This is a genomic window from Hominimerdicola alba 8, assembly GCF_000178155.2.
Classification (GTDB): domain Bacteria; phylum Bacillota; class Clostridia; order Oscillospirales; family Ruminococcaceae; genus Hominimerdicola; species Hominimerdicola alba_C.
The window spans coordinates 26,881-50,606 of record NZ_ADKM02000066.1; the positions used below are offsets into that span (position 1 = coordinate 26,881).

General features: G+C 50.4%; 16 protein-coding genes and 1 tRNA gene. 15 read left to right on the forward strand and 2 right to left on the reverse strand.

What is annotated here, in order from left to right:
• Positions 1-722 precede the first annotated feature (722 nt).
• The 14 genes from CUS_RS06745 to CUS_RS06805 all read left to right on the forward strand — a co-directional run bounded on the left by CUS_RS06745 (position 723) and on the right by CUS_RS06805 (position 17,867).
• Positions 723-1,853: a UDP-N-acetylglucosamine--N-acetylmuramyl-(pentapeptide) pyrophosphoryl-undecaprenol N-acetylglucosamine transferase gene (locus CUS_RS06745; protein WP_002848736.1), complete on the forward strand. Its 1,131-nt coding sequence runs from the start codon at positions 723-725 to the stop codon at positions 1,851-1,853.
• A 541-nt stretch (positions 1,854-2,394) separates the two neighbouring features.
• Entirely contained in the window at positions 2,395-3,339 is a 945-nt protein-coding gene (locus CUS_RS06750; RefSeq protein WP_002848814.1) for a hypothetical protein, read from the forward strand.
• A 179-nt stretch (positions 3,340-3,518) separates the two neighbouring features.
• A complete protein-coding gene (murA, locus tag CUS_RS06755) occupies positions 3,519-4,775 on the forward strand; it encodes a UDP-N-acetylglucosamine 1-carboxyvinyltransferase (protein WP_002848832.1) in 1,257 nt (418 codons plus the stop codon).
• 797 nt (positions 4,776-5,572) lie between these two features.
• Positions 5,573-6,793: a cell division protein FtsQ/DivIB gene (locus tag CUS_RS06760; RefSeq protein ID WP_002848833.1), complete on the forward strand. Its 1,221-nt coding sequence runs from the start codon at positions 5,573-5,575 to the stop codon at positions 6,791-6,793.
• Between the two features lie 214 nt (positions 6,794-7,007).
• On the forward strand, positions 7,008-8,189 hold the full coding sequence (gene ftsZ, locus CUS_RS06765; RefSeq protein ID WP_002848711.1) for a cell division protein FtsZ: 1,182 nt from the start codon (positions 7,008-7,010) through the stop codon (positions 8,187-8,189).
• Positions 8,190-8,591: 402 nt separating this feature from the next.
• Positions 8,592-9,551 (forward strand): hypothetical protein, encoded by a 960-nt coding sequence (locus CUS_RS06770; protein ID WP_002848708.1) that lies wholly within the window; start codon positions 8,592-8,594, stop codon positions 9,549-9,551.
• 1 nt (position 9,552) lies between these two features.
• Positions 9,553-10,113: a FumA C-terminus/TtdB family hydratase beta subunit gene (locus tag CUS_RS06775; protein WP_002848788.1), complete on the forward strand. Its 561-nt coding sequence runs from the start codon at positions 9,553-9,555 to the stop codon at positions 10,111-10,113.
• Between the two features lie 103 nt (positions 10,114-10,216).
• Positions 10,217-10,456, forward strand: coding sequence for a hypothetical protein (locus CUS_RS19765; RefSeq protein WP_157769505.1), 240 nt, complete (start codon positions 10,217-10,219; stop codon positions 10,454-10,456).
• Positions 10,457-10,813: 357 nt separating this feature from the next.
• Positions 10,814-11,821, forward strand: a complete 1,008-nt coding sequence (locus tag CUS_RS06780; RefSeq protein WP_002848712.1) for an aldose 1-epimerase — start codon at positions 10,814-10,816, stop codon at positions 11,819-11,821.
• Positions 11,791-12,615 carry a hypothetical protein gene (locus CUS_RS06785; protein WP_002848739.1) on the forward strand — a complete coding sequence of 275 codons (825 nt, stop codon included), beginning with the start codon at positions 11,791-11,793 and terminating at the stop codon, positions 12,613-12,615. The genes CUS_RS06780 and CUS_RS06785 overlap by 31 nt, the downstream gene beginning before the upstream one ends.
• Positions 12,616-12,737: 122 nt before the next feature.
• Positions 12,738-15,221, forward strand: a complete 2,484-nt coding sequence (locus CUS_RS06790) for a GH36-type glycosyl hydrolase domain-containing protein (protein ID WP_002848762.1) — start codon at positions 12,738-12,740, stop codon at positions 15,219-15,221.
• A gap of 337 nt (positions 15,222-15,558) precedes the next feature.
• Entirely contained in the window at positions 15,559-17,544 is a 1,986-nt protein-coding gene (metG, locus tag CUS_RS06795) for a methionine--tRNA ligase (protein WP_415753076.1), read from the forward strand.
• Positions 17,545-17,763 carry a hypothetical protein gene (locus CUS_RS06800; RefSeq protein ID WP_002848742.1) on the forward strand — a complete coding sequence of 73 codons (219 nt, stop codon included), beginning with the start codon at positions 17,545-17,547 and terminating at the stop codon, positions 17,761-17,763. It abuts the gene before it with no gap.
• A 30-nt stretch (positions 17,764-17,793) separates the two neighbouring features.
• Positions 17,794-17,867 (forward strand) — tRNA-Arg (locus tag CUS_RS06805).
• 182 nt (positions 17,868-18,049) lie between these two features.
• Here the strand turns inward: CUS_RS06805 and CUS_RS06810 are convergent.
• Complete coding sequence (locus CUS_RS06810; protein WP_002848792.1) at positions 18,050-19,312, reverse strand: SGNH/GDSL hydrolase family protein; 1,263 nt, start codon at positions 19,310-19,312, stop codon at positions 18,050-18,052.
• Between the two features lie 323 nt (positions 19,313-19,635).
• Here CUS_RS06810 and CUS_RS06815 point away from each other — a divergent pair, with 323 nt between their 5' ends.
• Positions 19,636-20,697: a sensor histidine kinase gene (locus CUS_RS06815; RefSeq protein WP_002848752.1), complete on the forward strand. Its 1,062-nt coding sequence runs from the start codon at positions 19,636-19,638 to the stop codon at positions 20,695-20,697.
• A 316-nt stretch (positions 20,698-21,013) separates the two neighbouring features.
• Here the strand turns inward: CUS_RS06815 and CUS_RS20180 are convergent, their stop codons facing one another.
• Entirely contained in the window at positions 21,014-23,272 is a 2,259-nt protein-coding gene (locus CUS_RS20180; protein ID WP_002848782.1) for a dockerin type I domain-containing protein, read from the reverse strand.
• Positions 23,273-23,726 lie beyond the last annotated feature (454 nt).

Consider the following 23,726-nt stretch of genomic DNA (forward strand, 5'->3'; position numbering starts at 1 on the left):
TTGACAGGGGCGCTTCGTCAATTCATAATTCATAATTATTGGCATGGGCGAAAGAATGCTGTTTCAGCGGTCACTTTGCCGCCCAACAAAGTGAAGTAAGAACACAAAGCTATGCGCGAGCCAAAGCGCGCGGTCAAGCCTCGCGCCAGCAGGCTTGCGGGAGTTTGAGGGCAGCGCCCTCAATCACCGAAGCACAAAGCCGAAATGCAAAGCAAACAAGAAGAGTACGGCAAAGCGACCGCCCACAAGTCGGATAAGCACAGCAAATTTTCCGACCCAAAGAGCGGGCAATTCTCCAAAAAATCAGTGGGGCGCACAAACCCAAAACAAACACAGTCCTTTCGGGGCAAGACGAATTGCCCGCGTCCACCAGCCGAACAGCGAAGCGTTTTCGGCGGTCGGTCATCGCTCACCGGCGTGAAACGCAATTCTAAGGTGTAGTGTGGGGCACACTCGACTGTGTCGGCGCGAACGCCCCCGCCCTACCCGAATTTTGTCAAACCCCCGCGATAAAACGGCAGACCCCCGCAAAGCACGCCAAAAAAGAATATCAGACAGCGAAAGGTGAATAGTGGACCGCAGAGCGCTATTCGCTTTTTTTCGGTTTTTGTGAAGCTATTGTTAACTGTTAACCAAATATGGTTGCTTTATTAATAATAACAGAGTATAATTTATATAATATACTAGAATAGTCAAATCTATACAAAAGAGGTATTGTTTATATGTTGAAGGTACTGCTTGCCGGCGGCGGCACAGCGGGTCATGTCAACCCCGCACTTGCCATCGCTGAGATAATCAAGGAGAATTACCCCGATGCGGAGATATGCTTTGCAGGCAATCCCGAAAAGCTGGAGGCAAAACTCGTGCCGAAAGCGGGCTACCGCTTTGAACCGCTGAGGATAGAAGGCTTTCAGCGGCAGATAAATGCCGAGAATATCAAGCGAAATCTCAGGGCGGGCATGTATCTGCTGAGATCGGGCGGAAGATGCAGGGAGATAATCAAAGGCTTCAAGCCCGACCTCGTCATAGGTACAGGCGGCTATGTCAGCGGACCTATCGTCAGGACTGCCGCTAAAATGGGCATACATACAGCAGTCCACGAACAGAACGCTTTCGCAGGTGTCACAAACAAGATACTCTCGAAAAAAGTCGATGTGGTCATGATGACGGTCGAAGAGTCGCGCAAAAATTTCCCCGATGCCAAAAAGTGCGTGGTGACAGGTCTGCCTGTCAGGGGCGGCTTTGGCAGAATGACTAAGGCTGAGGCTCGCAAAATACTGGGTATCCCCGAAGATGCGCAGGTCGTGCTGTCAGCAGGCGGAAGTCTTGGCTCGAAAGTCCTTAACGAGAACATCATGAAGCTGTTCAAATGGTATCAGAAAGAGGGTCGTGAGGTTTGGCATATACATTCCTACGGCACTTATAAAGACTACGCAAACTATATCGCAGACTGCGAAAAACAGGGCATAAAGATAAGGGGCGACAAGCATTTCATGGTGGACAGCTACGTTGATATGCCAAAGGCTATGGCGGCGTGCGATATGATAATCACCAGATGCGGCGCGGCTTCGCTGGCTGAGATAGAAGCTATGGGCAGATGTTCGGTGCTGATACCTTCTCCGTGGGTGGCTGAAAATCACCAGTACCACAACGGAATGGTACTGCAAAATGCAGGCGCGGGCATTGTCATCGAGGAAAAAGACCTTACCGAAGAAAAGTTCATCGGTGCGGTAAAAGATTACCTCGACCACCCCGACAAGCTGAGAGAATGCTCCGAAAAAGCGGCATCTCTTCACATAAAAGATACCAAAGACAGGATAATGTCCTGCCTAAAACCGCTTATCAATTCATAATTCATAATTCATAATTCATAATTGTTGGCAGGCATTCGAGAATGCCGTTTTAGCAGAAAAAAGCGCAAACCATGACGCAGACAAAGTGAGGAAAAAACACAAAGCTGTGGGCGAGAAAAAGCGGTCGGTCAAGCCCGCCGCCAGAGGGCTTGCGGGAGTTTGAGGGCAGAGCCCTCAATCGGGGAAGCAGAAAGCAAAGCGGCAAACAAAATTAGTTGGGCGAACAAAACGACCGCCCACAAGCGCGGCAGCTTTGCCTACGTTAAACAGCGGGCTGATGGGGTCGGTTCGCATGTTCATTTCAATAAGCGAAAACGTTTAAGTAAAGAGAAACAGTTCTGACAGGCGGGTAATTGTCGGAAAAAATTTTATAGGTTAGGTAAAAGCTGATGGTGAGGCAGAAAGCCGAGATCGGATATGCGGCAGAACTGCAAAACTGACGGTCAGCATAGGAAAAGTTGGGATATCCCGCGCGGAAAAGCAGGCAGAAAGCCGTTGGTGCGGGGCATGGGGACACCCCCATTTGAGATAGGTGATTTAAATGGCGATAGACAAAACATTGCAGACTAAGCGTTCCGGCAGGGGCGCTTCGATGGACAGTTTAAAAATACCCGAAAACCTTGATATGTCACGGCTTGAAAGGACAAGCTATCACGGTTCGGGCATAAATGCGGCAGCTGACGAGATATTCGCGGAAAACAGGTACGGCAAAAAGACCCGCTTCGGAGCGGCTGATGTGAACTATGCAGGTTCGGAACAGCGTGCGAAACAGCGGCGTGAGGAAGCCAAAACTATCGAAAATGACTTCACTGCAAGACCGATGGTGAACAATAAAGCGCGGAATGCGCTCCATCAGGGGGTCAAGGTAGGTTCAAGCTATGTCGAGCGCAAGAAGATAATCATATGGATAACTGCGGCACTGATACTGCTGGCATCAGCGCTGGTATTCCTGCCGCCGCTGATGAACAGTTCGTCAGAAGAAGCCAGGGTAGACTATGACAGGAACGTATTCAGAACTATGGGCATGACCGAGTTCAAGGCGTTTGCGATGTCGAACTACTCGGTATTCAGTCAGGAGGCTTTTTCTTCTGAACGCAACGAGAATTACAGGGTCATCGAGATGACTGTGCATCTACAGAATTCATCACCTTTCGAGGTCACCATACCACAGTACGAAGCTGTACACGTTCCTGCAAAGTACAAAGACAAAGTCTGCTATGTTACATCAACGGGCGTAGCCTCGAACAAAGACGGTGTCAGCAAAGTAGTAGGCGACAGGCTGAACGGATTTGAGGGCAAAGATGTCACCATAGAGATGATGATAAACGTGGCTGACATGACGGAAGAAGACCTTGACGAATGTGTGACGGGCATGATACTTTCGACCACAGGTGCAAAGAAACGTATAGCGCGCGGTGTGGAAGTACCTTGTTTACCTGCATTCCTTTTTGTATCTGATGCGGTAACGGTACAACTGGACCCTTAGCCGATACATGATCCATAATTATCAGCAGAAAAAAGCGTAAAATAAGCCGAGCGGCGAAACATCGCGGCGATGACCCGATAATTCGGCGGTGTATCGTGCGCCATTCTCGTAAAAAAGTAACGAAAACTCCGCTCCCTGCATAAGATAAGCTATACTTTACCTGAAAAGGGGCGGGGCTTATGCAAAGGCTTATAATAAAAGGCGGAAAACGTTTGTGCGGCGAGATAAAAGTTCAGGGGGCGAAAAACAGCGCTCTGCCACTGCTGGCGGGGTGCCTGCTGGCTGAGGGCAGAACAGCGCTCACGCGATGTCCCGAACTTTCAGATGTCTTTGCCGCATGCAGGATACTTAACGAACTGGGCTGTAAATGCAGTTTTCGGGGGAACGTGGTTACCACCGATACTTCGGGGGCTGAGGGCTTCCGTATAAGTGACGGACTTATGCGCGAGATGCGCAGTTCCATCGTTTTTATGGGGGCGGTGCTGGGGCGCACAGGCAGGTGCGAACTCAGCTATCCAGGCGGCTGTGAACTGGGTCCCCGACCGATAGATATGCACATAACGGCACTAAGACAGCTGGGCGTGAAGATAACCGAAGAACACGGGCGCATAAGCTGTACCTGCCCGCGCGGTATTCGCGGGGCGGTCATCGACCTGCCTTTCCCATCGGTCGGGGCGACCGAAAACATCATGCTGGCGGCAGTTTGCGGTGAGGGCGAAACTGTCATACGCAACGCGGCACGCGAACCCGAAGTGCGTGACCTCGCTGACTTCCTGAACCGATGCGGCGGAGATATCCGCGGGGCGGGGTGCAGTACCATACGCATAAACGGGGTGAAAAAACTGCGGGGCTGTGATTTTGAAGTCATGCCCGACAGGATAGCGGCGGCAACCTTTATGTCGGCGGCGGCTTCAACAGGCGGTGAGATAGGACTGCTGGGGGTCAGATGTGATGACATTCGGGCGGTGACGGCTGTCTTTGAAGAAATGGGGGCGGCGGTCTACTGTTCGGCTGACAGCATCTATATCAGCTGTGCAAGACCTCTGCGGGCTGTCAGAATGATACGCACCATGCCCTATCCGGGATTTCCCACCGATGCGCAGGCAGTCGTGATGGCTTCGCTTGCCACCGCGCGGGGGAGCAGTATCATCTCAGAAAACATTTTTGAAAGCAGATACCGCCATGTTGACGAACTTGTGCGCATGGGCGCAAACATAAAGACTTCGGGACGGACGGCAGTGATAGAGGGCGTTGAGCGCTTGTATGGCGCAAATGTGATGGCACACGAATTAAGGGGCGGTGCGGCACTGGTCGTGGCGGCATTAGGTGCAGAAGGCATAAGCTGTGTCAGCGGTGTACAATACATTGACAGGGGATATGAGCAGATAGAGCGTTCCTTCACCTCACTGGGCGCGGAAGCGGTTCGCAATTCTTAATTCATAATTCATAATTATTGGCATGGGCGAAAGAATGCTGTTTCAGCGGTCACTTTGCCGCCAAACAAAGTGAAATAAGAACACAAAGCTATGCGCGAACCAAAGCGCGCGGTCAAGCCTCGCGCCAGCAGGCTTGCGGGAGTTGTGGTCAATTCATAATTCATAATTCATAATTCATAATTATTGGCATGACCGCGAGAATGCTGTTTCAGCGGTCACTTTGCCGCCCAACAAAGTGAAGTAAGAACACAAAGCTATGCGCGAGCCAAAGCGGTCGGTCAAGCCCGCCGCCAGAGGGCTTGCGGGAGTTTGAGGGCAGAGCCCTCAATCACCGAAGCGCAAAGCCAAAATGCAAAGCAAACAAGAAGAGTACGGCAAAGCGACCGCCCACAAGTCGGATAAGCACAGCAAATTTTCCGACCCAAAGAGCGGGCAATTCGCAAAGAACAGAGCGTGCGAAAATCTTTCGAGCCGCAGAAACCATGTGCGGGCGACGAATTGCCCGCGTGAATTAGCCGAACAGCGACAGCGTCTTCGGCGGTCGTACACGCCGACACAGTCGCGTGACAGTTCAACGGATAAGCATGTCAAGATTCAAGGCACAAAACCCGGTGGGTGGGCGGGCGGGGCGCACTCCAAAGAAAAACATGTCAAGGTTCAACGCACACACCCGCGATAAAACGGCGAACCCTCACAGTGATGAACCTATAATTCGGCGGTAAACACGGTATGGCGATGTAACAAGGCGGTCGCACGCCCCCACCCTACCCTAAGTAATACAGTAAAGGAAGAGCAAAATGAGCAGTGATTTCGAGAATAATCCCTTTTCAACGGGACGTGTCAGGCGTAAACTGAATATCAGGGCGCTCTATGCGGGGGCGGCAGTCATCGCGGCAGTGGTGATATTGGTTCTCTGCATGACAGTTTTCTTTAATATCAGTGAGGTCGAGGTAAGGGGCGTTACCCTGTATACCGATGACCAGATAATCAACGCGGGCGGTATATATGAAGATATGAACCTCGTGCGCACCGATGTTTTAAGGGCTGAAAAACGACTGACCGATAACCTCGTGTATATCGATGAAGTCAAGGTCAGCAAGGAGTACCCCTCAACCGTCGTCATAGACTGCATCGAGGCTGAGAAAGCCGCAGATATACAGTTCGAGGGCGGCTACTACGTGCTGAGTACTTCGGGCAGGATACTCGAAGCAGATAACTCAGCGCCTACAGGCGGTATCCCCGTCATCACGGGATTTAAGTTCTATACCGCGCAAGACCTTATCGACAACGGCGAAGAACTCACCGATGAGGAAATTTTCGCCTACCGCGCACCAGGCGCAAAATTGCAGTCGGAAGACGGCTACAGCGACAAGATAATAATGGACTTGCTGACCGAACTCAGAAAACAGAAGTACGAAAATGTAAAGACTATCGACATAACTTCCCGCGCGGATATCATCATGAATATCGATGACAGGCTCGATGTCAAACTGGGAAGTTCGGCGGATATCGGCTATAAACTCAGCTATTTCACTGAGGTAATGAACAGACTGGCTGACGGCTATGAGGGCACACTTATCTATAACGGCTCGGAGAACGGCGTTTCTGCCATTCCGAAAGACCAGTATCTCGGTAAGGTAAATCTCGGCAAAGACCCCGAAAAAACCGATGAAAGCGCCGCTGAAAAGCCCGAAAACAACGCCGAACCCGCTGATGCTCAGATGGATACCGACAGTTCGCAGACCGATAACACCGCAGACGGCGGCTGGTCGGACAATACATACGATAACGGTCAGGGCTATGATAACGGCGGCTGGTCTGACAATACATACGATAACGGTCAGGGCTATGACAACGGCGGCTGGTCGGACAATACATACGATAACGGTCAGGGGTACGATAACGGCGGCTGGTCGGACAATACCTACGACTACGGTCAGGGGTACGATAACGGCGGCTGGTCTGATAATACCTACGACTACGGTCAGGGCTACGATAACGGTAATTATGGTTGGTGATTTTACCAATTAACAAAAAATTAAACCATCAAAATTGCCTAATATCAGCAAAATCCTTTACATTTCGGGGGATTTGTGTTATAGTATTAATGTATCTAATCATATTCTTCGGGTCGTATGGTAAAAAGACAGAAGAAACAGACGGCGAACCGACTTCACAGTGAAGTCTGAGGACCCGAAGGTGAGTAAAAATTTTTCAGGAGGATTGTTCACTATGAGTTATGAATTTGTAGAAGAGCCGGTTGTCGGCGCAAGCATAAAAGTCATCGGTGTCGGCGGCGGCGGCGGAAACGCCCTCAACGGCATCGCAGAGGCAGGTATACAGGGCAATGTTGAGTACATAGCCGTAAATACCGATATACAGGCACTCAAAAAGTCCAGAGCAGACAGACAGATACAGATAGGCGCTAAGCTGACTCACGGTCTGGGCGCAGGCGCTAAGCCTGAGATAGGCGAGGCTTCCGCACAGGAGAGTCAGGACGAGATAGCTGAGGCTATCAAGGACGCTGATATGGTATTCATCACCGCAGGTATGGGCGGCGGTACAGGTACAGGCGCGGCTCCTGTTGTTGCTGAGATAGCACAGAGCCTTGAAAAGCTGACCATCGCGGTAGTTACAAAGCCTTTCAAGTTCGAGGGCGTAAAGAAGATGCAGAGGGCTGAGAGCGGTATCGAACAGCTGGTAAAGCACGTTGATGCGCTGATCGTTATACCTAACCAGAACCTTATCACCAGTGATATGAGGCTGACTATGAAGCAGTCCTACCAGATCGCAGATGAGGTGCTGAAGACCGATGTTATCGCTATAGCTGAGATAATCACAAGACATGATGAGATAAATGTTGACTTCGCTGATGTGACCACCATACTCAAAGGCGCCGGCAGAGCGCACATCGCTATCGGTCACGGTGAGGGCAAGGATAAGGTACAGGATATCGTTGAGCAGGTAATAGCTTCAAAGATACTGGAGACTTCCATCGCAGGCGCAAGAAGACTGATAGTAAATGTTACTATGAGCGAGGATCTGCTCATAAGCGATATGGACGAGCTGACTGCGGCTATCGCAGATGCGGCTGATGACGGCGCTGAGATAATCTTCGGTAACGGCACCAACCCCGACAGCAAGGACAGCATGGACGTTACAGTTATCGCGGCTGATTTCGTTGACGGCAACCCGATGGCGGCAAGCTATGCTGAGGCTCAGGCGGCTGTACAGCAGTCACAGGCAGTGGCGGCACAGCAGGTGTCGGCAGTGCCCAACACCACAAATTTCTCTTTCCAGAGAACTGACGCTGACAAAAAGGCTGACGCTGAAGCTATGTACAAGGCGGGCGTAAAGGCGGCTGACAAGACCGACCTCTACGACGATATCTTCAACGTATTCAAGAATAAGTAAGGATTTCACAAAGGCGGGTCGGCAGGCTCGTCTTTGAATCATAGTTGAACGGCATCGTTTTTTGCTTGTTTCATATGGAAATATGCGAAAATATGAATGTCGTTTACTATAACTCGCAATGTTCAGCTTTTCTGAATTAAGTTCAGCTATGCGGCGCAAAAGCTGAACTTCATCTGCGAACACATGCACAAAACGGCAGAGAGCACGTTCAGTGGGCTGAAATGGGCGAAAAGTTGCACAAAATCGGCGGAGAATATTGTGAAGTTTACTGAAATTTCATTTTTCGGCAAAAATCGTCAAAGTAAGTGGTTGAAATAATTTTATATTTATAGTATAATAGAGTAGTCTTAAAACTAAATGCTTATAATTCTATGCAAGCATATATTCAGGAGGGAATAGAAAATGGCTGGTAATGGTTATTTGAGAACAGTAAGAGTCGGCGGTTTCGATAAGCAGGACGTTCTGCAGTATGTTGACGAACTGACTTCCAAGATCTATCAACTTGAAAATAAGGTCAAGGATCAGGAGGAAACGATAGATCAGCTCCAGCAGGGCGGCGGCGACTCTAAGGGCGACGACGAGGCAAAGAAGGAGCTGGAAGCTAAGGTCGAAGAGGCAAAGCAGAAGATAGCTGAACTGATGGCTTCCACTGACACCATGAAGGTCAGGATCGCTGATTATGAACAGCAGATAGCAGATAAGGACGCTGAGATCGAGGAGAAGAATGCTGAGATCGAAGAGCTTAAGGATAAGGTGACCGATGCTGAAACTAAGGCACAGCAGGCTGAGGCTAAGGCACAGCAGGCTGAGAACAGCGGTTCACAGCAGGCATTCGATATGGGTCAGATCTTCGTACAGGCTCAGCAGACCGCAAACTTGGCTATCGAAAAGGCAAGGGCTGACGCTAAGCAGATCACTGATGAGGCTGAGGCTCAGGCAAATCAGGCTATAGATGATGCCAATGCACAGGCTGAGGCTACTGTAACAAAGGCTAATGCTGAGGCTGAGCAGACTTTGTCCTCTGCAAGAGAGAGCGCTGAGAACACTAAGGCTGAGGCTAAGAGAGAGGCTGACCAGGTAACAGGTGCCGCTTATGCTGAGGCTAATAAGGTGAAGAAGGACGCTGAGGAAGAGGCTGAGAGAGTCATCGCTGATGCTAAGTCTAAGGCGGCGGCTATCAAGAATGATACCGTTGAGATCAGAACAGCTGTCAAGGAGCAGTTCACTACACTGAGCGATACTGTTCAGAAATTGGTAACTTCGCTGAATGACCTGTATGGCAGCAGCATCGGTGCAGTAAACACTGCAAGAGATCTGATAGATGACGGTCTGGATATCGTCAGCGAGGGTGAGGAAGAATAATATGTCCGAGATAAGGGCATTTCGCACCGAAGAACTGAAAGCAAGGAGCGGTGAATTGCACTGCGGCGACAAGATACTGCTGACAGGCACCGTTTACACTGCAAGAGATGCGGCGCATAAGCGTTTTGCGGCACTGCTCGATGAGGGCAAGGAACTGCCTATACCGCTGGAAGGCGCTGTGATATATTACGCAGGTCCCACACCTGCGCCTGAGGGCAAACCCATCGGTTCATGCGGACCGACTACTTCGGGCAGAATGGACAGGTTTGCGCCGAGATTGCTTGACTTGGGTCTGGGCGGAATGATCGGCAAGGGCGAACGCTCGCAGGAGGTCAGGGACGCCGTTGTGAGGAACAAGGCGGTCTATCTCTGTGCCGTTGGCGGCGCGGGGGCACTGGCGTGCAACTGCATAAAGTCCTGTGAGGTCATCGCATTTGATGATCTGGGCTGTGAGTCGGTGAAAAAGCTGTATGTGGAGGATTTTCCGCTTATAGTTGCCGATGACTGCTATGGCGGCGATATTTTCTCGCGCGGCAGACAGGAATTCTGCAAGGCTGAATAATGATATGATAGCGCACAGTCGATGGCTGTGCGCTTTTTTGATATTTAAATTAAACGTTTTCGCGTCGGAATTATCGGCGCGGCGGCAAAGTGCGGAACGATCTGTGGTGCTAAGACAGGGCAATTTCACGGTTTCAGCAAAGTGCCTGAGAAAAGTGTCTGCCACGAATATGAACGCAAACGTTTTCGGGCGAACGCCCCCTCACGGCGACCGTCGGCAGGTCGGTGAGTGTGTTACAGATCGGGCTGACACTCTGTACGGTGTAAACTTTTGGGTGATAATGCGCAGTTCTGACGGTCGGGTGATGTGCGGCAGGCAGAACGCTGTCGGCGTGTTTTTATAAATGTGAGCGCAAACGTTTTCGTGGAACAGTTTTTTTTCACAGAAACACCGTTCGGGAGCGTGAAAAATGAGATGATCGGTGCGAGTTCGGGAAGACAGCACATTTTCAGGCACGAAATATGCACACAAAACGGCTCGGATGCTGTGGGATACATGCTTATTTGTGCAAAAAGACAGGCTAATAAATGGTTAATATGTGCAATTTACTAAAACGTTTTCGTTTTAGTGTAAAGTTGTTCAAATCGGGTGGGGAGAAATTATTAAAATGTGCAAAAATAGTTAAAAAGACTTGAATAATCGGGGCGGATATGGTATAATTGAGTGTGTTTAAATTTAGCGCTTGAAAGGAAGACCGTAAGTGAACAAAATAGACTTGAATTATCAGTTCAAGGGTACTGACTGCGTTAAGATGCAGTCGGACAAGTATACTGCTATAATCGCCCCATCTGTCGGCTCGGCTGTGCTGAGGATGCGCGATGACAAAAATGATCTGGAAATATTTAAATTCCGCAAATTCGTGCCGATGAAGACCATCGAGGAACAGCGCGAGATATGGGGTCTGCCCACACTGTACCTGCCCAACAGGTTCGACAAGGGCGTGCTGAAGACCTCCGATGCGGTGTATAATTTCCCCATAAATGAAGAAAAGCTGGACAACTTCATTCACGGCTGGGTACACAAGCGTGCCCACGAGATAGAGTGCTTCTCGGACGAAAACGGCAAGTGCGTGCTGATAACCTCTTACGTTTACGATGAGAAGGACGAGATGTTCCGCTATTTCCCCGTTGAGTTCAAGATATCCTACACTTTCACCCTCTCTAAGGACGGGCTGACACAGGAGATATATCTGACCTCAAACAGCGACAAGGCTCTGCCTGTGTCGATATGCACACACACCTGCTTCAACGCTCCGCTGAAAGACGGCGGAAATGAAGCTGATATGCGCCTCTGCGTGCCTGTGGGCGAGAAGTGCGAACTGGACAGAAGATGTCTGCCCACCGAAAAACTTCTGCCGCTGACCGACTGGGACAAGGAGTATAAGGACGGCGACAAGGTGCCTACAGGTCAGCCGCTTGACAACGACATGTACACAGCAGTGATGAACAGCTACAAGGGCAAGCCTTTCAACGGTGTCATCATCAGGGATATCAAGAGCGGCTGTACTCTGCTGAACGAAGTTTCTAAGGAATTCATGTTCTGGAATATGTGGAACGACAGCGGCGACAAGGGCTACTTCTGCCCCGAACCGATGACTGCCATGATAAACGCTCCGAACCTCTCGCTGGACAGCAAGGTGACAGGCTACCGCGAACTTAAAAAGGGTGAGACCTTTAAATGCTGGCAGAGGTTCTATACCGAAGACTGACTCTGCTGACCATCACTGCGGCGGCTGTGACTATGGTCGGCTGTGCGTGGGACGGTCAGGGCGATGGGCTGGGCGAGTTCACTTCCGCAAGGGTGACGGCTGAGGAAAGCGCGGTCACTGACGGCGAAGACTCGTCGGAAGATGATACGCCCTCCGAAGAGGAGATAGCCGAAGATACAGCTATGGCTCTGGTGGAAAAATGGCTGGGTCTGCTGGCTGAGGGGGACGCGAAGTCTGCCGATGAACTGGTATCGCCCCGCATAAGGGCGGTCGATGAAGACCTGCGGCTGTTCAACACGGATTTCCCAAAAGCGGCTGACATAACAAGGTACGCCCCGTCAGTGGTGCGAAAAGATGCCTATGGGTATACGGTGACGCTGAAAGTCATCGTAACGCCCCGCGATGACCCCGAAAGCAAAGTCAATGCGGATATACTGGTAAGTATCGACAGTGACGGCGGCGCGGCGGTGGAATATGTCACCGAGATAGGCAGTACCGCGATGCGCTCACGCAGAGTGATGCGGCGGGCAAAGCAAGCCTACGAATGCGCGGTCAATTCCCTCGCGAACATGGAAAAGAAAACGTGGAGCGGTATGCACCACATGGGCGAAGGCTCGCGGGTGACAGATGATATCGAAGAACGGCTACACCCCGCCAAAAGCGAAGATTTCAGCGTGGCGGTGCGTGACGGCGAGGTGATGTATGTCAGCTGGACTGACGGCGGCATCACCGAAAGATATCCCAAAGCCGAAGAATATGAGGACTTGCGGGAGTCAGAACCCGAACGGTCGTAAAACGCCCTGTCCTCTGTAAAACAGAGGGCATCATATAAAGTTATTTATTTCCCGAAAACGGGGATAGAATATATTCAAGCCAAAACAAAATTGGAAAATACAGGAAAGGTGGAATTTATCAAATGAAATTCGGTTTTTTCGATGACGCTAACAAGGAGTACGTCATTACCGAACCCAGAACGCCATATCCGTGGATAAACTATCTCGGTTCGCAGGCGTTCTTCTCACTGATCTCCAACACAGCAGGCGGCTACAGCTTCTATAAGGACGCAAGGCTGAGAAGGATCACCCGTTACCGTTACAACAATGTGCCTATCGATATGGGCGGCAGATATTTCTACATAAACGATAACGGCACTGTATGGAATCCCGGCTGGTCACCTGTAAAGACAGAACTTGATGCGTACACCTGCCGTCACGGTATGGGCTACACCATCATCAAGGGTGAAAAGAACGGTCTGGAAGCTGAGGTAACATTCTTTGTACCTAACAACTACAACGGCGAAGTACAGAAGGTAGTCCTCACCAACAAGAGCGGCGCTGAGAAGACCTTCAAGCTGTTCTCTTTTGCAGAGTGGTGTCTGTGGGACGCTCAGGACGACTGCACAAACTTCCAGAGAAACTTCTCTACAGGTCGTGTTGAGGTTGACGGCTCTGTTATCTACCACAAGACCGAATACAGAGACAGACGCGATCACTACGCATTCTACTCTGTAAATGACAGCATAGACGGCTACGATACCGACAGGGATTCTTTCATCGGTCTGTATAACGGCTTTAACGATCCTCAGGCTGTAATGGCAGGCAAGGCTAACGACTCATTTGCTGACGGCTGGTCACCTATCGCTTCACACTACAAGGAGATAAAGCTGGGCGCAGGCGAGAGCAAGACCCTTATCTTCATACTGGGCTATGTTGAGATGCCTGTTGACCAGAAGTTCGAGGCTGACGGCAAGACCATCAACAAGGTAAAGGCTAAGGCTATGATGGAGCAGTTCGATACTCCTGAAAAGGTCGATGCAGGTCTGGCTGAACTCAAGGCTTCGTGGGATAAACTGCTGGGCATACTGAACGTTGATACTCCCGATGACAAGGTTGACCGTATGGTAAACATCTGGAACCAGTATCAGTGCATGGTAACATTCAACCTTTCACGTTCGGCTTCTTACTTTGAGTCGGGCATCGGCAGAGGCATGGGCTTCCGTGACTCCAACCAGGACATACTGGGCTTCGTTCACCAGATACCTGACAGAGCAAGAGAGAGGATCATCGACATCGCTTCCACTCAGCTCCCCGACGGCGGCTGCTATCACCAGTACCAGCCCCTCACCAAAAAGGGCAACTCCGATATCGGCGGCGACTTCTCCGATGACCCGCTGTGGATGATACTGTCAGTTTCCGCATATATCAAGGAAACAGGCGACTGGGGCATTCTCGATGAGATGGTGCCTTACGACAACGATGAGTCAAAGGCTCAGCCGATGCTCGACCACCTGAAAGTATCTTTCTACCACATCGTAAACAATCTCGGTCCTCACGGTCTGCCTCTGGCTATGCGTGCTGACTGGAACGACTGCATCAACCTTTCCTGCTATTCCGATACTCCCGGTGAGAGCTTCCAGACCTACACCAACCCGAAGTTTGCGGCTGAGGGCGGCTATTCAAAGGTGGCTGAGTCTGTAATGGTAGCTACACTGTTCACCTACACAGGTCCTAACTACGTGGCTATACTGAAGCATCTGGGCAAGGACGATGAGGCTGCTGCTGCACAGGCTGAGATAGACAAGATGAAGAAGAACGTTATGGCTTCTGCATGGGACGGCGACTGGTTCTTAAGAGCATATGACTCTGAGGGCAAGAAGATGGGCTCTAAGGAGTGCGAAGAGGGTCAGATATTCATTGAACCTCAGGGCTTCGCTATCATGTCTGAGATAGGCAAGGAGCAGGGCGCTGATAAGAAGACCCTCGCAGCTATCGATGAAAGACTGAACACCAAGTTCGGTCTGGTGCTGAACAACCCCGCATTCACCAAGTACTATATCCAGTACGGTGAGATCTCCACATATCCCGGCGGATATAAGGAGAACGCAGGTATCTTCACACACAACAACGCATGGATCATCTGCGCTGCTGCATATGCAGGTCAGGGCGATCAGGCGTTCAAGTACTATTCCGAGATCGCTCCTGCTTTCACTGAGGAAACTTCCGATATCCACAAGACCGAGCCTTATGTATACGGTCAGATGATCGGTGGTAAGGACGCAGGTTCAGATATCGGCAGACCCGGCAAGAACTTCGGTCAGGGCAAGAACTCATGGCTGACAGGTACCGCTGCATGGAACATGGTAGCTATCTCCCAGTACATTCTGGGTGTACAGCCTGATTTTGACGGTCTTAAGATCGATCCTTCCATACCCGCTGCATGGGACGGCTTCAACATCACAAGAAAGTTCAGAGGCAACACCTACAACATCGCAGTCAAGAACCCCGACCACGTATGCAAGGGCATCAAGTCTGTGACTGTTGACGGCAAGAAGATCGACGGTATCGTAATGCCCGTATTCGAGGCAGGCTCGGTACACGAAGTCGAAGTAGTAATGGGCTGAAATAATTCATAATTTATAATTCATAATTCATAATTATTGACAGGCATTACGGCTTTGCTGATATAACGTATAAACGCGCTCACGGGGAGTTTACTGTGAGCGCGTTATTTTTTTTGTTATCCCGCTGACACACCACAAAAACAGCGGCTATACAGAACTTAAGGTTCTTGGCGTATATTTTTTTTCGACAAAAACAGCATTCTTCCGCCCCTGCCAACAATTATGAATTATGAATTATGAATTATGAATTATAAAATTGCCTTGACAAAGAAAGGAAAAAGAGGTATAATTATAAGGTCGGCTGAAATGTTCGGCGTATTTTTTACTGAAAGGGGTAATGACAATGCCTAAGTTTTACATCACTACACCGATATATTACCCATCGGGTGACCCGCATATCGGTCATTGCTATACCACAGTCGCGTGCGACTCTATTGCGAGGTATAAGCGAATGCAGGGCTATGATGTCATGTTCCTGACCGGTACTGACGAGCATGGTCAGAAGATAGAGGACAAAGCCCGCGATAAGGGCGTAACACCTCAGCAGTATGTTGATGAGGTCGTGGCTACATTCAAGAAGCTGTGGAGCTATATGAATATCAGCTACGACAGATATATCAGAACTACCGATGACTACCATGTGGAGAGTGTCCAGAAGATATTCAAGGAACTTTATGACAAGGGCTATATCTACAAGGGCGAATATACAGGCAAGTACTGTACTCCCTGTGAGAGTTTCTGGACTGAGAGCCAGCTTGATGCTGACGGCTGCTGCCCTGAGTGTCACCGTCCTGTAAAGGAGGCATCTGAGGAGGCTTACTTCTTCAAGATGTCACCGTTTGCTGACAGGATAGAGAAACTGCTGACCGAAACTGACTATCTCCGCCCGAAGACAAGGGCTACCGAGCTGGTCAATAACTTCATAAAGCCCGGTCTTGAGGACCTGTGCGTTTCGAGAACTTCGTTCACATGGGGCATTCCCGTGACCTTTGACCCCAAGCACGTTGTTTATGTGTGGGTCGATGCGCTCTCGAACTACTGCACCGCTCTGGGCTACAAGAACAACAAGTACAATGACTATGACAAGTACTGGCCTGCCGATGTGCATATGGTGGCTAAGGATATCATGCGTTTCCACGCGATAATCTGGCCTGCTATACTGATGGCGCTGGACGAGCCTCTGCCTAAGCATCTGGCTGTTCACGGCTGGATAACTTTCCAGAACAAGAACGGCGAGGCACAGAAGATGTCTAAGTCGCTGGGCAACGTGGTAGACCCCTTCATGCTGGGTGAGCGCTACGGCGTTGACGCTATCAGATACCATATCCTGCGTGAGATGGCTCTGGGCGCTGACAGCGCATTCTCCAACGAGATAATGATAAACCGCATAAATTCCGACCTTGCAAACGGCTTCGGCAATCTGGTATCACGTACCGTTGCTATGGCGGACAAGTACTTCGGCGGCACACTGCCCGAAACTCGTCTTGAGGGTGATTTCGATCAGTCACTTAAGGACTGCCTGCTGTCGGTGCGCGAAAAGGTCGATAAGTGCATAGACGAAACACGTCTGAAAAATGCACTGGAAGAGATCTTCGTGGCGGTAGACCGCGCAAACAAGTACATCGATGAAACTGAGCCTTGGGTACTGGGCAAGGACGAGTCGAAGTATGACAGGCTGGCATCAGTGCTGTACAACCTGCTGGAGTCTATCCGTATCATCTCCACTCTGCTGTCTGCATTCATGCCCACCACCATGCCTGAGGTATGGGAGCAGATCGGCGCAAACGCTGATATCTGCACCTACGAAAATGCAGGAAAGTTCGGCGTACTGCCCGCAAATGTGACCGTTCACAAGGGCAGGATACTCTTCCCAAGAATAGATATGGACAAAGAGATAGGCGAGCTGAATGCCATCATCGAGAAGAACATGGCTGAGGCTAAGGCTAAGCTGAACGCTGATGAAGCCGCAGAAACATTCACTCCCGCACCGCTGGCTGAACAGGTCACTATTGATGACTTTGCAAAGGTCGAACTGAGAGTGGCTGAGGTAAAGGCTTGCGAAAAGGTCAAGAAGTCGAAGAAACTGCTGTGCTTGCAGCTTGATGACGGCTTCGGCGGCAGACAGGTGGTAAGCGGTATCGCTCAGTGGTATAAGCCCGAAGACCTGATAGGCAAGAAAGTCATCATCGTGGCTAACCTTAAGCCTGTTACCCTCTGCGGTGTTGAGTCCAACGGCATGATCTGCGCGGCAGATGCTCCCGACGGCTCTGCAAGGGTGGTATTCCCCGACCAGACTTTGCCAAACGGCTCTAAGATAAGATAAATGGCGGGTTTTTCACTGATACGGGTCATGCTGCTTTTTGCGGCATTTATCATGGGACTGCTGATGATGATAGTTGGAACTGTGATACTCAAAAGAGCGGCAGGCAATTCCCGCAGAATGAAAAATCTCGGCGTGGTGCTGAGAGTGGTGAGCTATCTCATACTTACTCCGTGCTTTGCCTTTGCGTTCCTAATGATCGTGCTGAAGTTTAACATATAAAAAAGGGGGCGTATCCCGCCCCCTGCATAAGCGTCCGTAGCTCAGCTGGATAGAGCGTCAGACTCCGACTCTGAAGGCCGCAGGTTCGACTCCTGTCGGGCGCATATAAGCCCCTCTGCATTGGCGGAGGGGCTTTATTTTGCTTGAATCCCGATTTGGTTGTGTATCAATCAGCAATACACATCAAAATTGGGAGTTGCTTTAATGAAGTTCGGATATAAGATCATAGGTGCAGACAAACAAATATCCCGCACAGCCGAATATCGGTAAGTGCGGGATGTTTCTGTTATTCCGTCCACCCCAGTGCCAACACCTGACCCTGTTTGTCCTCATCGCCGTCTGCCATGCTTATCTCAACACGGTATTTCGCAGGTGATGGTTCCATAATTATGTTGGTCAGCTGTGGGTTGCCCCAGCCTTCGGGGGAGATGACCGTCACGTTTCGGTCGGCGTATTCTGCACCGTCTTGGGTGATGTGTACGCGCAGATCGCCGTAATTGCCGCCTTTGACCTCTTTGTATATCAGGTAGAGGAACTTCGGCTCGACCTCGAACACCAGCGGGTCGTTGCCCAGATCGGGGTCGTGCGACCAGCCGTTTGTGAAGTGCGCCACATCACTGCCCTCGACCCAGCTTCCCATCTCAACAGGAGTGATGCCGTTATTTTCAGCCATTTTCGCATCGACCTCGCGGGGGTGGAAAACATCTTCAAAAGGCATCATCGGTTCGCCCTCAGGCTCGACTTCCATTACAGTGTCCCAGTAGTGGTCTATCATGCGGGCGACTAGGGCGTGACCCTCAGTGTTGGGGTGTGACTGGTCGTTGGAGAAGTCTTTCCATGTCATTCTGCCGTTGGTGAACATGAAGCGCAGTGCATCGCAGTAGGATATCATCGGCAGGCGGTAAGCCTCGCCTATCTGTTTCATGTAGTCCTGCGCCGAGTGGTCATTTTCGGTGACCGAGAACAGCAGTACCACCGCCACATTCTTTTGCAGAAGTGTCTTGACTATCGACTCGTAGGCGTTCTGGAAATCGGCTTCGTTTCCGTCATTTACGGCGAATTCGATAAATACCAGATCGGGGTCGTAGTTCAGCACATCGCGGTCAAGTCGGAGTATCCCCAGCTTTGAGGGCGTGCCGCTTATGCCCGCATTGACGTATTTCACGTTGTCGCCTGTGCCGAATTTTTCAGCAAAATGCTCATAACTCAGCTTCGCATAGCAGAGGTCTGCACCCGCCGAGATGCCCTCAGTTATCGAGCCGCCCAGATACGCAAGGGTGACTTCCTCGCCGTTCTGCGCCTTTTTGATAACGTCCTGCACCATTTTGGTGTTGCCGTAGGAAGTCATGGCAGTGTTTATCATGGCTTCGTCCCACTCTTCATCTGTTTCGGGGAGTTTTTCCTCCTTGCTTTCGGGAGCTTCCGTCACGGCGGCAGAACTTGTTTCGGGTGAAGCAGAACTGCTGTTGCTTGAATTTCCATTTTCGCAGGCAGTCAGCAAAGTGAGCGACAGTGCCAGCGAGAGCGCGGTCAGTTTTTTCATTTCCATACCTGATATCCTTTCATTTTTTTGTCAGAACTCTTTTGGATATTATAGCATGAAGCGGTCGGAAAATCAAGTAGCAGTCTAAAAAACAGCAAATTGCGCCTTGCGGTGTCGGCTTGACTTGTAGCCTGAAATCGTGTAAAATATAATATGGCTATCCCTTTAGCATACCAACTAAAAATGCGGTAAACAAAAGGATAATTGATCGCTGTTTTTTGTGGTGTGTCAGCGGGATAACCATAAAATATGGTTATCCCTTTAAAACATCACTAAGAATAAATAGACAACAGGTACTAACTTATTATTATGCGAAAGGCGGTGAGTTATTGGAACGTTTTATTGATAAGCTGGCGATAATTCTTATCTGTTTGCCTGCACTGATGCAGTCAGACGGAGCGGCTGCACCTGTCACGGCTTTCCTTGCGGCTGTGACCGTTTCGGCGCTGGCGCAGGTCTTTCCGCGCACGCGAATGACATGGGTGCTGCTGGGACTTTCTGCGGGGCTGTGCGGTCTGCTGCCCGAAATGTTCTGCATGATGCCGCTGCTGCTGTATGATGCCCTGTGGGAAAAAAAATGGTGGCTTATCCTCTTCGGGCTGACTGTTTTGAATTCTGCGCCCGCGCTTTCGGTCGCAGGGGCGGCGCTGGCGGGCTGTGTGGTGACTGTCATCATGTATCTGAGAGTTTCACGGCTCGAAAAGGCTGTTGCCGACCTGAAAGAACTGCGCGATGAAGTCGCTGAGAGCAACCTGCGGCTCAAACAGCACAACGAAGCCATCACCCGCGCACAGGACAGCGATATCCACATAGCTACCCTGAAAGAGCGCAACCGCATCGCCCGTGAGATACACGATAATGTCGGGCATCTGCTGACCCGCGCACTGCTGCAGGCGGGTGCGCTGGGCATGATAAATAAGGACGAAACCTTAAATGAGCCGATAAAAAGTCTGCGCACGACCCTCGACACCGCCATGACAGGCATACGTCAAAGCGTCCATGACCTGCATGATGAGTCGATAGACCTGCGCCGCGCCGTTGATGATGCCATATCTTCCGTTGACGGCAGGTTCACGGTAAGGCTGGACTATGACATATCCGAAAGCACATCCGGCAATGTTAAGCTGTGCATTTTAGGTATAATCAAGGAGAGTCTTTCAAACGCCGCAAAGCATTCATCGGGCGACCGCATATACGTTTCGGTGCAGGAACACCCCGCATTCTACCAACTTGCGGTGGAAGACAACGGCAGTTGTTCTGCCATTGCAGATACGGGTATAGGTCTGCAAAATATGCGCGAACGCGCCGAAACGCTGGGAGGGAGCATTTCTTTCACACCGTCCGAAAAGGGATTCAGGGTGTTCCTTTCGATACCCAAACAGCGCAGATAAGTGTTACCTTGCATCAATGAATAAAAAATGTGGTTATCCCGCTGACACACCACAAAAACAGCGGCTATACAGAACTTATAGCAATCCAACTTTTTAAATTCACAAAATCCAGTCGCAAAAGCTGGGATTTATGGGTCTTGTGACTGGATTTTGTCTGAATTTTAAGGCGGATTGCTATAGGGTTCTTGGCGTATGGCGCTCAATTATCCTTTTGTTTACCGCATTTTTAGTTGGTGTGCTAAAGGGATAGTCATAATAAAAAATGCGCGGACATCTGAACGTCCGCGCATTTTGTTTTTTATCAGAACATCTGATATTACTTCTTGTAAAGCACCACCGACTGTCTGCCAAGTGTGGTGTATGTTGACATGAAGAAATCGTAGTCAACATAGTCGGTAACTCCGAAGTAACTGCTTGAGTCAAAGTTCTCAACGTTGCCGATGATGAACTTGCCTGTGGAATCATCATAGCCCATCAGTACAGCTGTGTGCTGTCTGCCGTACCATGTGAAATTGTATGTGCCTGTACCGGGATTTGTCAGCTTACCGCCCGCATTGACCACCTGCGTGCAGACAGGGTATGTGTTCACCTCAGAGTACCACACTATCGGGTTAGCCCCCCTGTCAAGCTCTGCCTTAAGACCGTTCAGGTCAAGACCACCGCTTATCTTGGTGTCGCCTAAGTCCAGCTTTGACGGGTCGAATTTCAGCTTGTTCACATTGTTGCCCGTGTAGTAGTCGGTGTTCAGCCTTATGCTGAAATCGTCACGCTGACCGATGTACTTGAGATACTGGTGAGCCGACTGCGCTATGACAGGTGCGTACACACCGTAGCCCACACTGCCCTCCATGTGGTATGGCGAACCCCAGAAGCAGTAGTTGGGGTCAACGTTTATCGTGCCGTTTGAGAATGCCTGTTCGGGCATGTAGTAGTTGAGCAGTGTGTTCTTGCTGACATCTATGCCAAACTGATTTCTCAGCACCGATGCCAGCGAAGTTTCCTCACAGCCCAGCACAGCAGGGTCGCCGCCCAGCCAGCCGTCCTGATTTATCACGCCTATCAGACTGTTTGCATATTTAGCTAAGTTAGCCATCGGCACATAGCCTTTCTGTCCGCCTGAACCCGGTATGAATACTGTTACCCAGCCGTTTGCAGGCAGGTCTGTCTGGGTGACGAGGTTGCCTGTAGAAAGCGAGGATACCTGTGCCGAATATATGTCGGGAGAAGCGTAGATAGGCGTTTTTACCGCCACGCTCCTCAACGCATCGGTGATGGGCTTCATGGTCGCAGACTCACCAAACACCTTCTGACCGTTGACGGTCTTGTATGCGCGCACTGCAACATCGAACTGTGTGCCCTGTGTAAGGTTCGGCAAGGTGAATTTTGTACCTGTGGTGAAGTATTCGACTTTCTCACCATTGACAGTTGTGTACACCTGATAGCCCTCAGCACCGCTTACCGAATACCAGAATACCGTAGCGCTGTTGCAATCACTGTAATAGTAGTTGTACAGCTCGAAATTCGGTGCCGCCAGTGTCTTGTCGATGGAAGGCGTGGGGTCAACGGGGGTAGGTTCAACAGGTGTCGGGTCAACAGGGGTGGGCTGAGGAGCGACCGCTGTACCCGATAACTTTGCCGTCATGCCGTTGCTCTCGCCGTTGGAGTTGAAAGGCACTATCATCAGGTGCCTGTCCTTGCCGTCAGTGGGGAACTCCGTAGTGAACTCGGTGCTCTGGGTATCAGCCAGCAGATGGGGCATGCCGTCAGTTTCGGTGCGGTCGAGGTCATATATCCTGTAGCCCGATGCGAAATCGGCTTTATCCCATTTCATCAGTGCCTTGCCGTTGGTATCGGTAACGGTTATCGCGCCTGTCATGGCATCGGGCTTTATCTTCATCAGATATCCGATGCTGTCGCCGTAGTCCTTAACTCGGGTGCCGTCCTCAGTCTGAGCGATGCGCACAGGCGCGATGGTGACGGTCAGTCTGCCGTCTTTGAACATATCGTAAGGGATAGCGGCATTAGTCGCAGATGTGGTTACAGTGCCCGACTTCTCACCGTTTGAGAATGTGACCACATACTGTTTCATACCCTCTGCGGCATTCCATGAAACCTTGCCTGTATCCTTGTTCACATTGAACTCGACAAGGCTGACATTATCACTCTTCGGGCGGGGTTCTTTTACCGTTGGCGGAGCGATATATTCCTTAATATTGACATTGCCCTTGACATGACCCGCCAGCAGTGACAGGTCGGTAACATTTATCTTGCCGTCAAAGTTGACATCGGCGGCTTTTCTGCCTTTTGCGTCAAGCGGTTTGATGTTTTTGATATGGGCAGAGGTCTTGACCACATCGGTGATATTTATAACTTTATCGCCGTTTACATCGCCCAAATCGTTATCAGCGGTAGTTTCGCCGTCAGAAGTGACTTCATCACCGCCATTTGTTACATTGGCTGACTGTTCAGTGCTCTCCGATACACTGTCTGCGTTTTCCGCAAAAGTCGGAACGCTTGCATAGCCTGCGGCTAAAGCCAGCGAAACGACAGCAGCCAGAAATCTTCTCGATCTCATTAAGATACCTCCATAGATCATATATTTCATTTTCTCCAAAAGGGCAGAAAACGCCCTTACCCTTTAGTATAGCACTTTTCGGGTCTAGTGTCAAGGCGGGTGATAATTCATAATTCATAATTCATAATTATTGGCATGACCGAAAGCGAGCTGTGCCGCCCAACAAAGTGAAGTAAGAACACAAAGCTATGTGCGAGTCAAAGCGCGCGGTCAAGCCTCGCGCCAGCAGGCTTGCGGGAGTTTGAGGGCAGAGCCCTCAATCGTGGAAGCAGAAAGCAAGGCGACAAACAAAACAAGTTGGGCGAACAAAGCGAAAGCCCACAAGCGGCGGTAAACAACGGCGTGGCGGTGTAACACGGCGGGGGTAACGCCCCCGCCCTACACGTAGGGAGTGCAGACCCAAAAGCGGGCAATTCGCAAAGAAAAGAGCGTGCTCAAAATTCTCGACCCGCAG

Coding starts and splice junctions, on each gene's coding strand:
- murA (WP_002848832.1), top strand. CDS start 3,519: ATGCAAAGGCTTATAATAAAAGGCGGAAAACGTTTGTGCGGCGAGATA.
- ftsZ (WP_002848711.1), top strand. CDS start 7,008: ATGAGTTATGAATTTGTAGAAGAGCCGGTTGTCGGCGCAAGCATAAAA.
- CUS_RS06810 (WP_002848792.1), bottom strand. CDS start 19,312: ATGGAAATGAAAAAACTGACCGCGCTCTCGCTGGCACTGTCGCTCACT.
- CUS_RS06760 (WP_002848833.1), top strand. CDS start 5,573: ATGAGCAGTGATTTCGAGAATAATCCCTTTTCAACGGGACGTGTCAGG.
- CUS_RS06790 (WP_002848762.1), top strand. CDS start 12,738: ATGAAATTCGGTTTTTTCGATGACGCTAACAAGGAGTACGTCATTACC.
- CUS_RS06785 (WP_002848739.1), top strand. CDS start 11,791: ATGCTGGCAGAGGTTCTATACCGAAGACTGACTCTGCTGACCATCACT.
- metG (WP_415753076.1), top strand. CDS start 15,559: ATGACAATGCCTAAGTTTTACATCACTACACCGATATATTACCCATCG.
- CUS_RS06750 (WP_002848814.1), top strand. CDS start 2,395: ATGGCGATAGACAAAACATTGCAGACTAAGCGTTCCGGCAGGGGCGCT.
- CUS_RS20180 (WP_002848782.1), bottom strand. CDS start 23,272: ATGAGATCGAGAAGATTTCTGGCTGCTGTCGTTTCGCTGGCTTTAGCC.
- CUS_RS06775 (WP_002848788.1), top strand. CDS start 9,553: ATGTCCGAGATAAGGGCATTTCGCACCGAAGAACTGAAAGCAAGGAGC.
- CUS_RS06770 (WP_002848708.1), top strand. CDS start 8,592: ATGGCTGGTAATGGTTATTTGAGAACAGTAAGAGTCGGCGGTTTCGAT.
- CUS_RS06800 (WP_002848742.1), top strand. CDS start 17,545: ATGGCGGGTTTTTCACTGATACGGGTCATGCTGCTTTTTGCGGCATTT.
- CUS_RS06745 (WP_002848736.1), top strand. CDS start 723: ATGTTGAAGGTACTGCTTGCCGGCGGCGGCACAGCGGGTCATGTCAAC.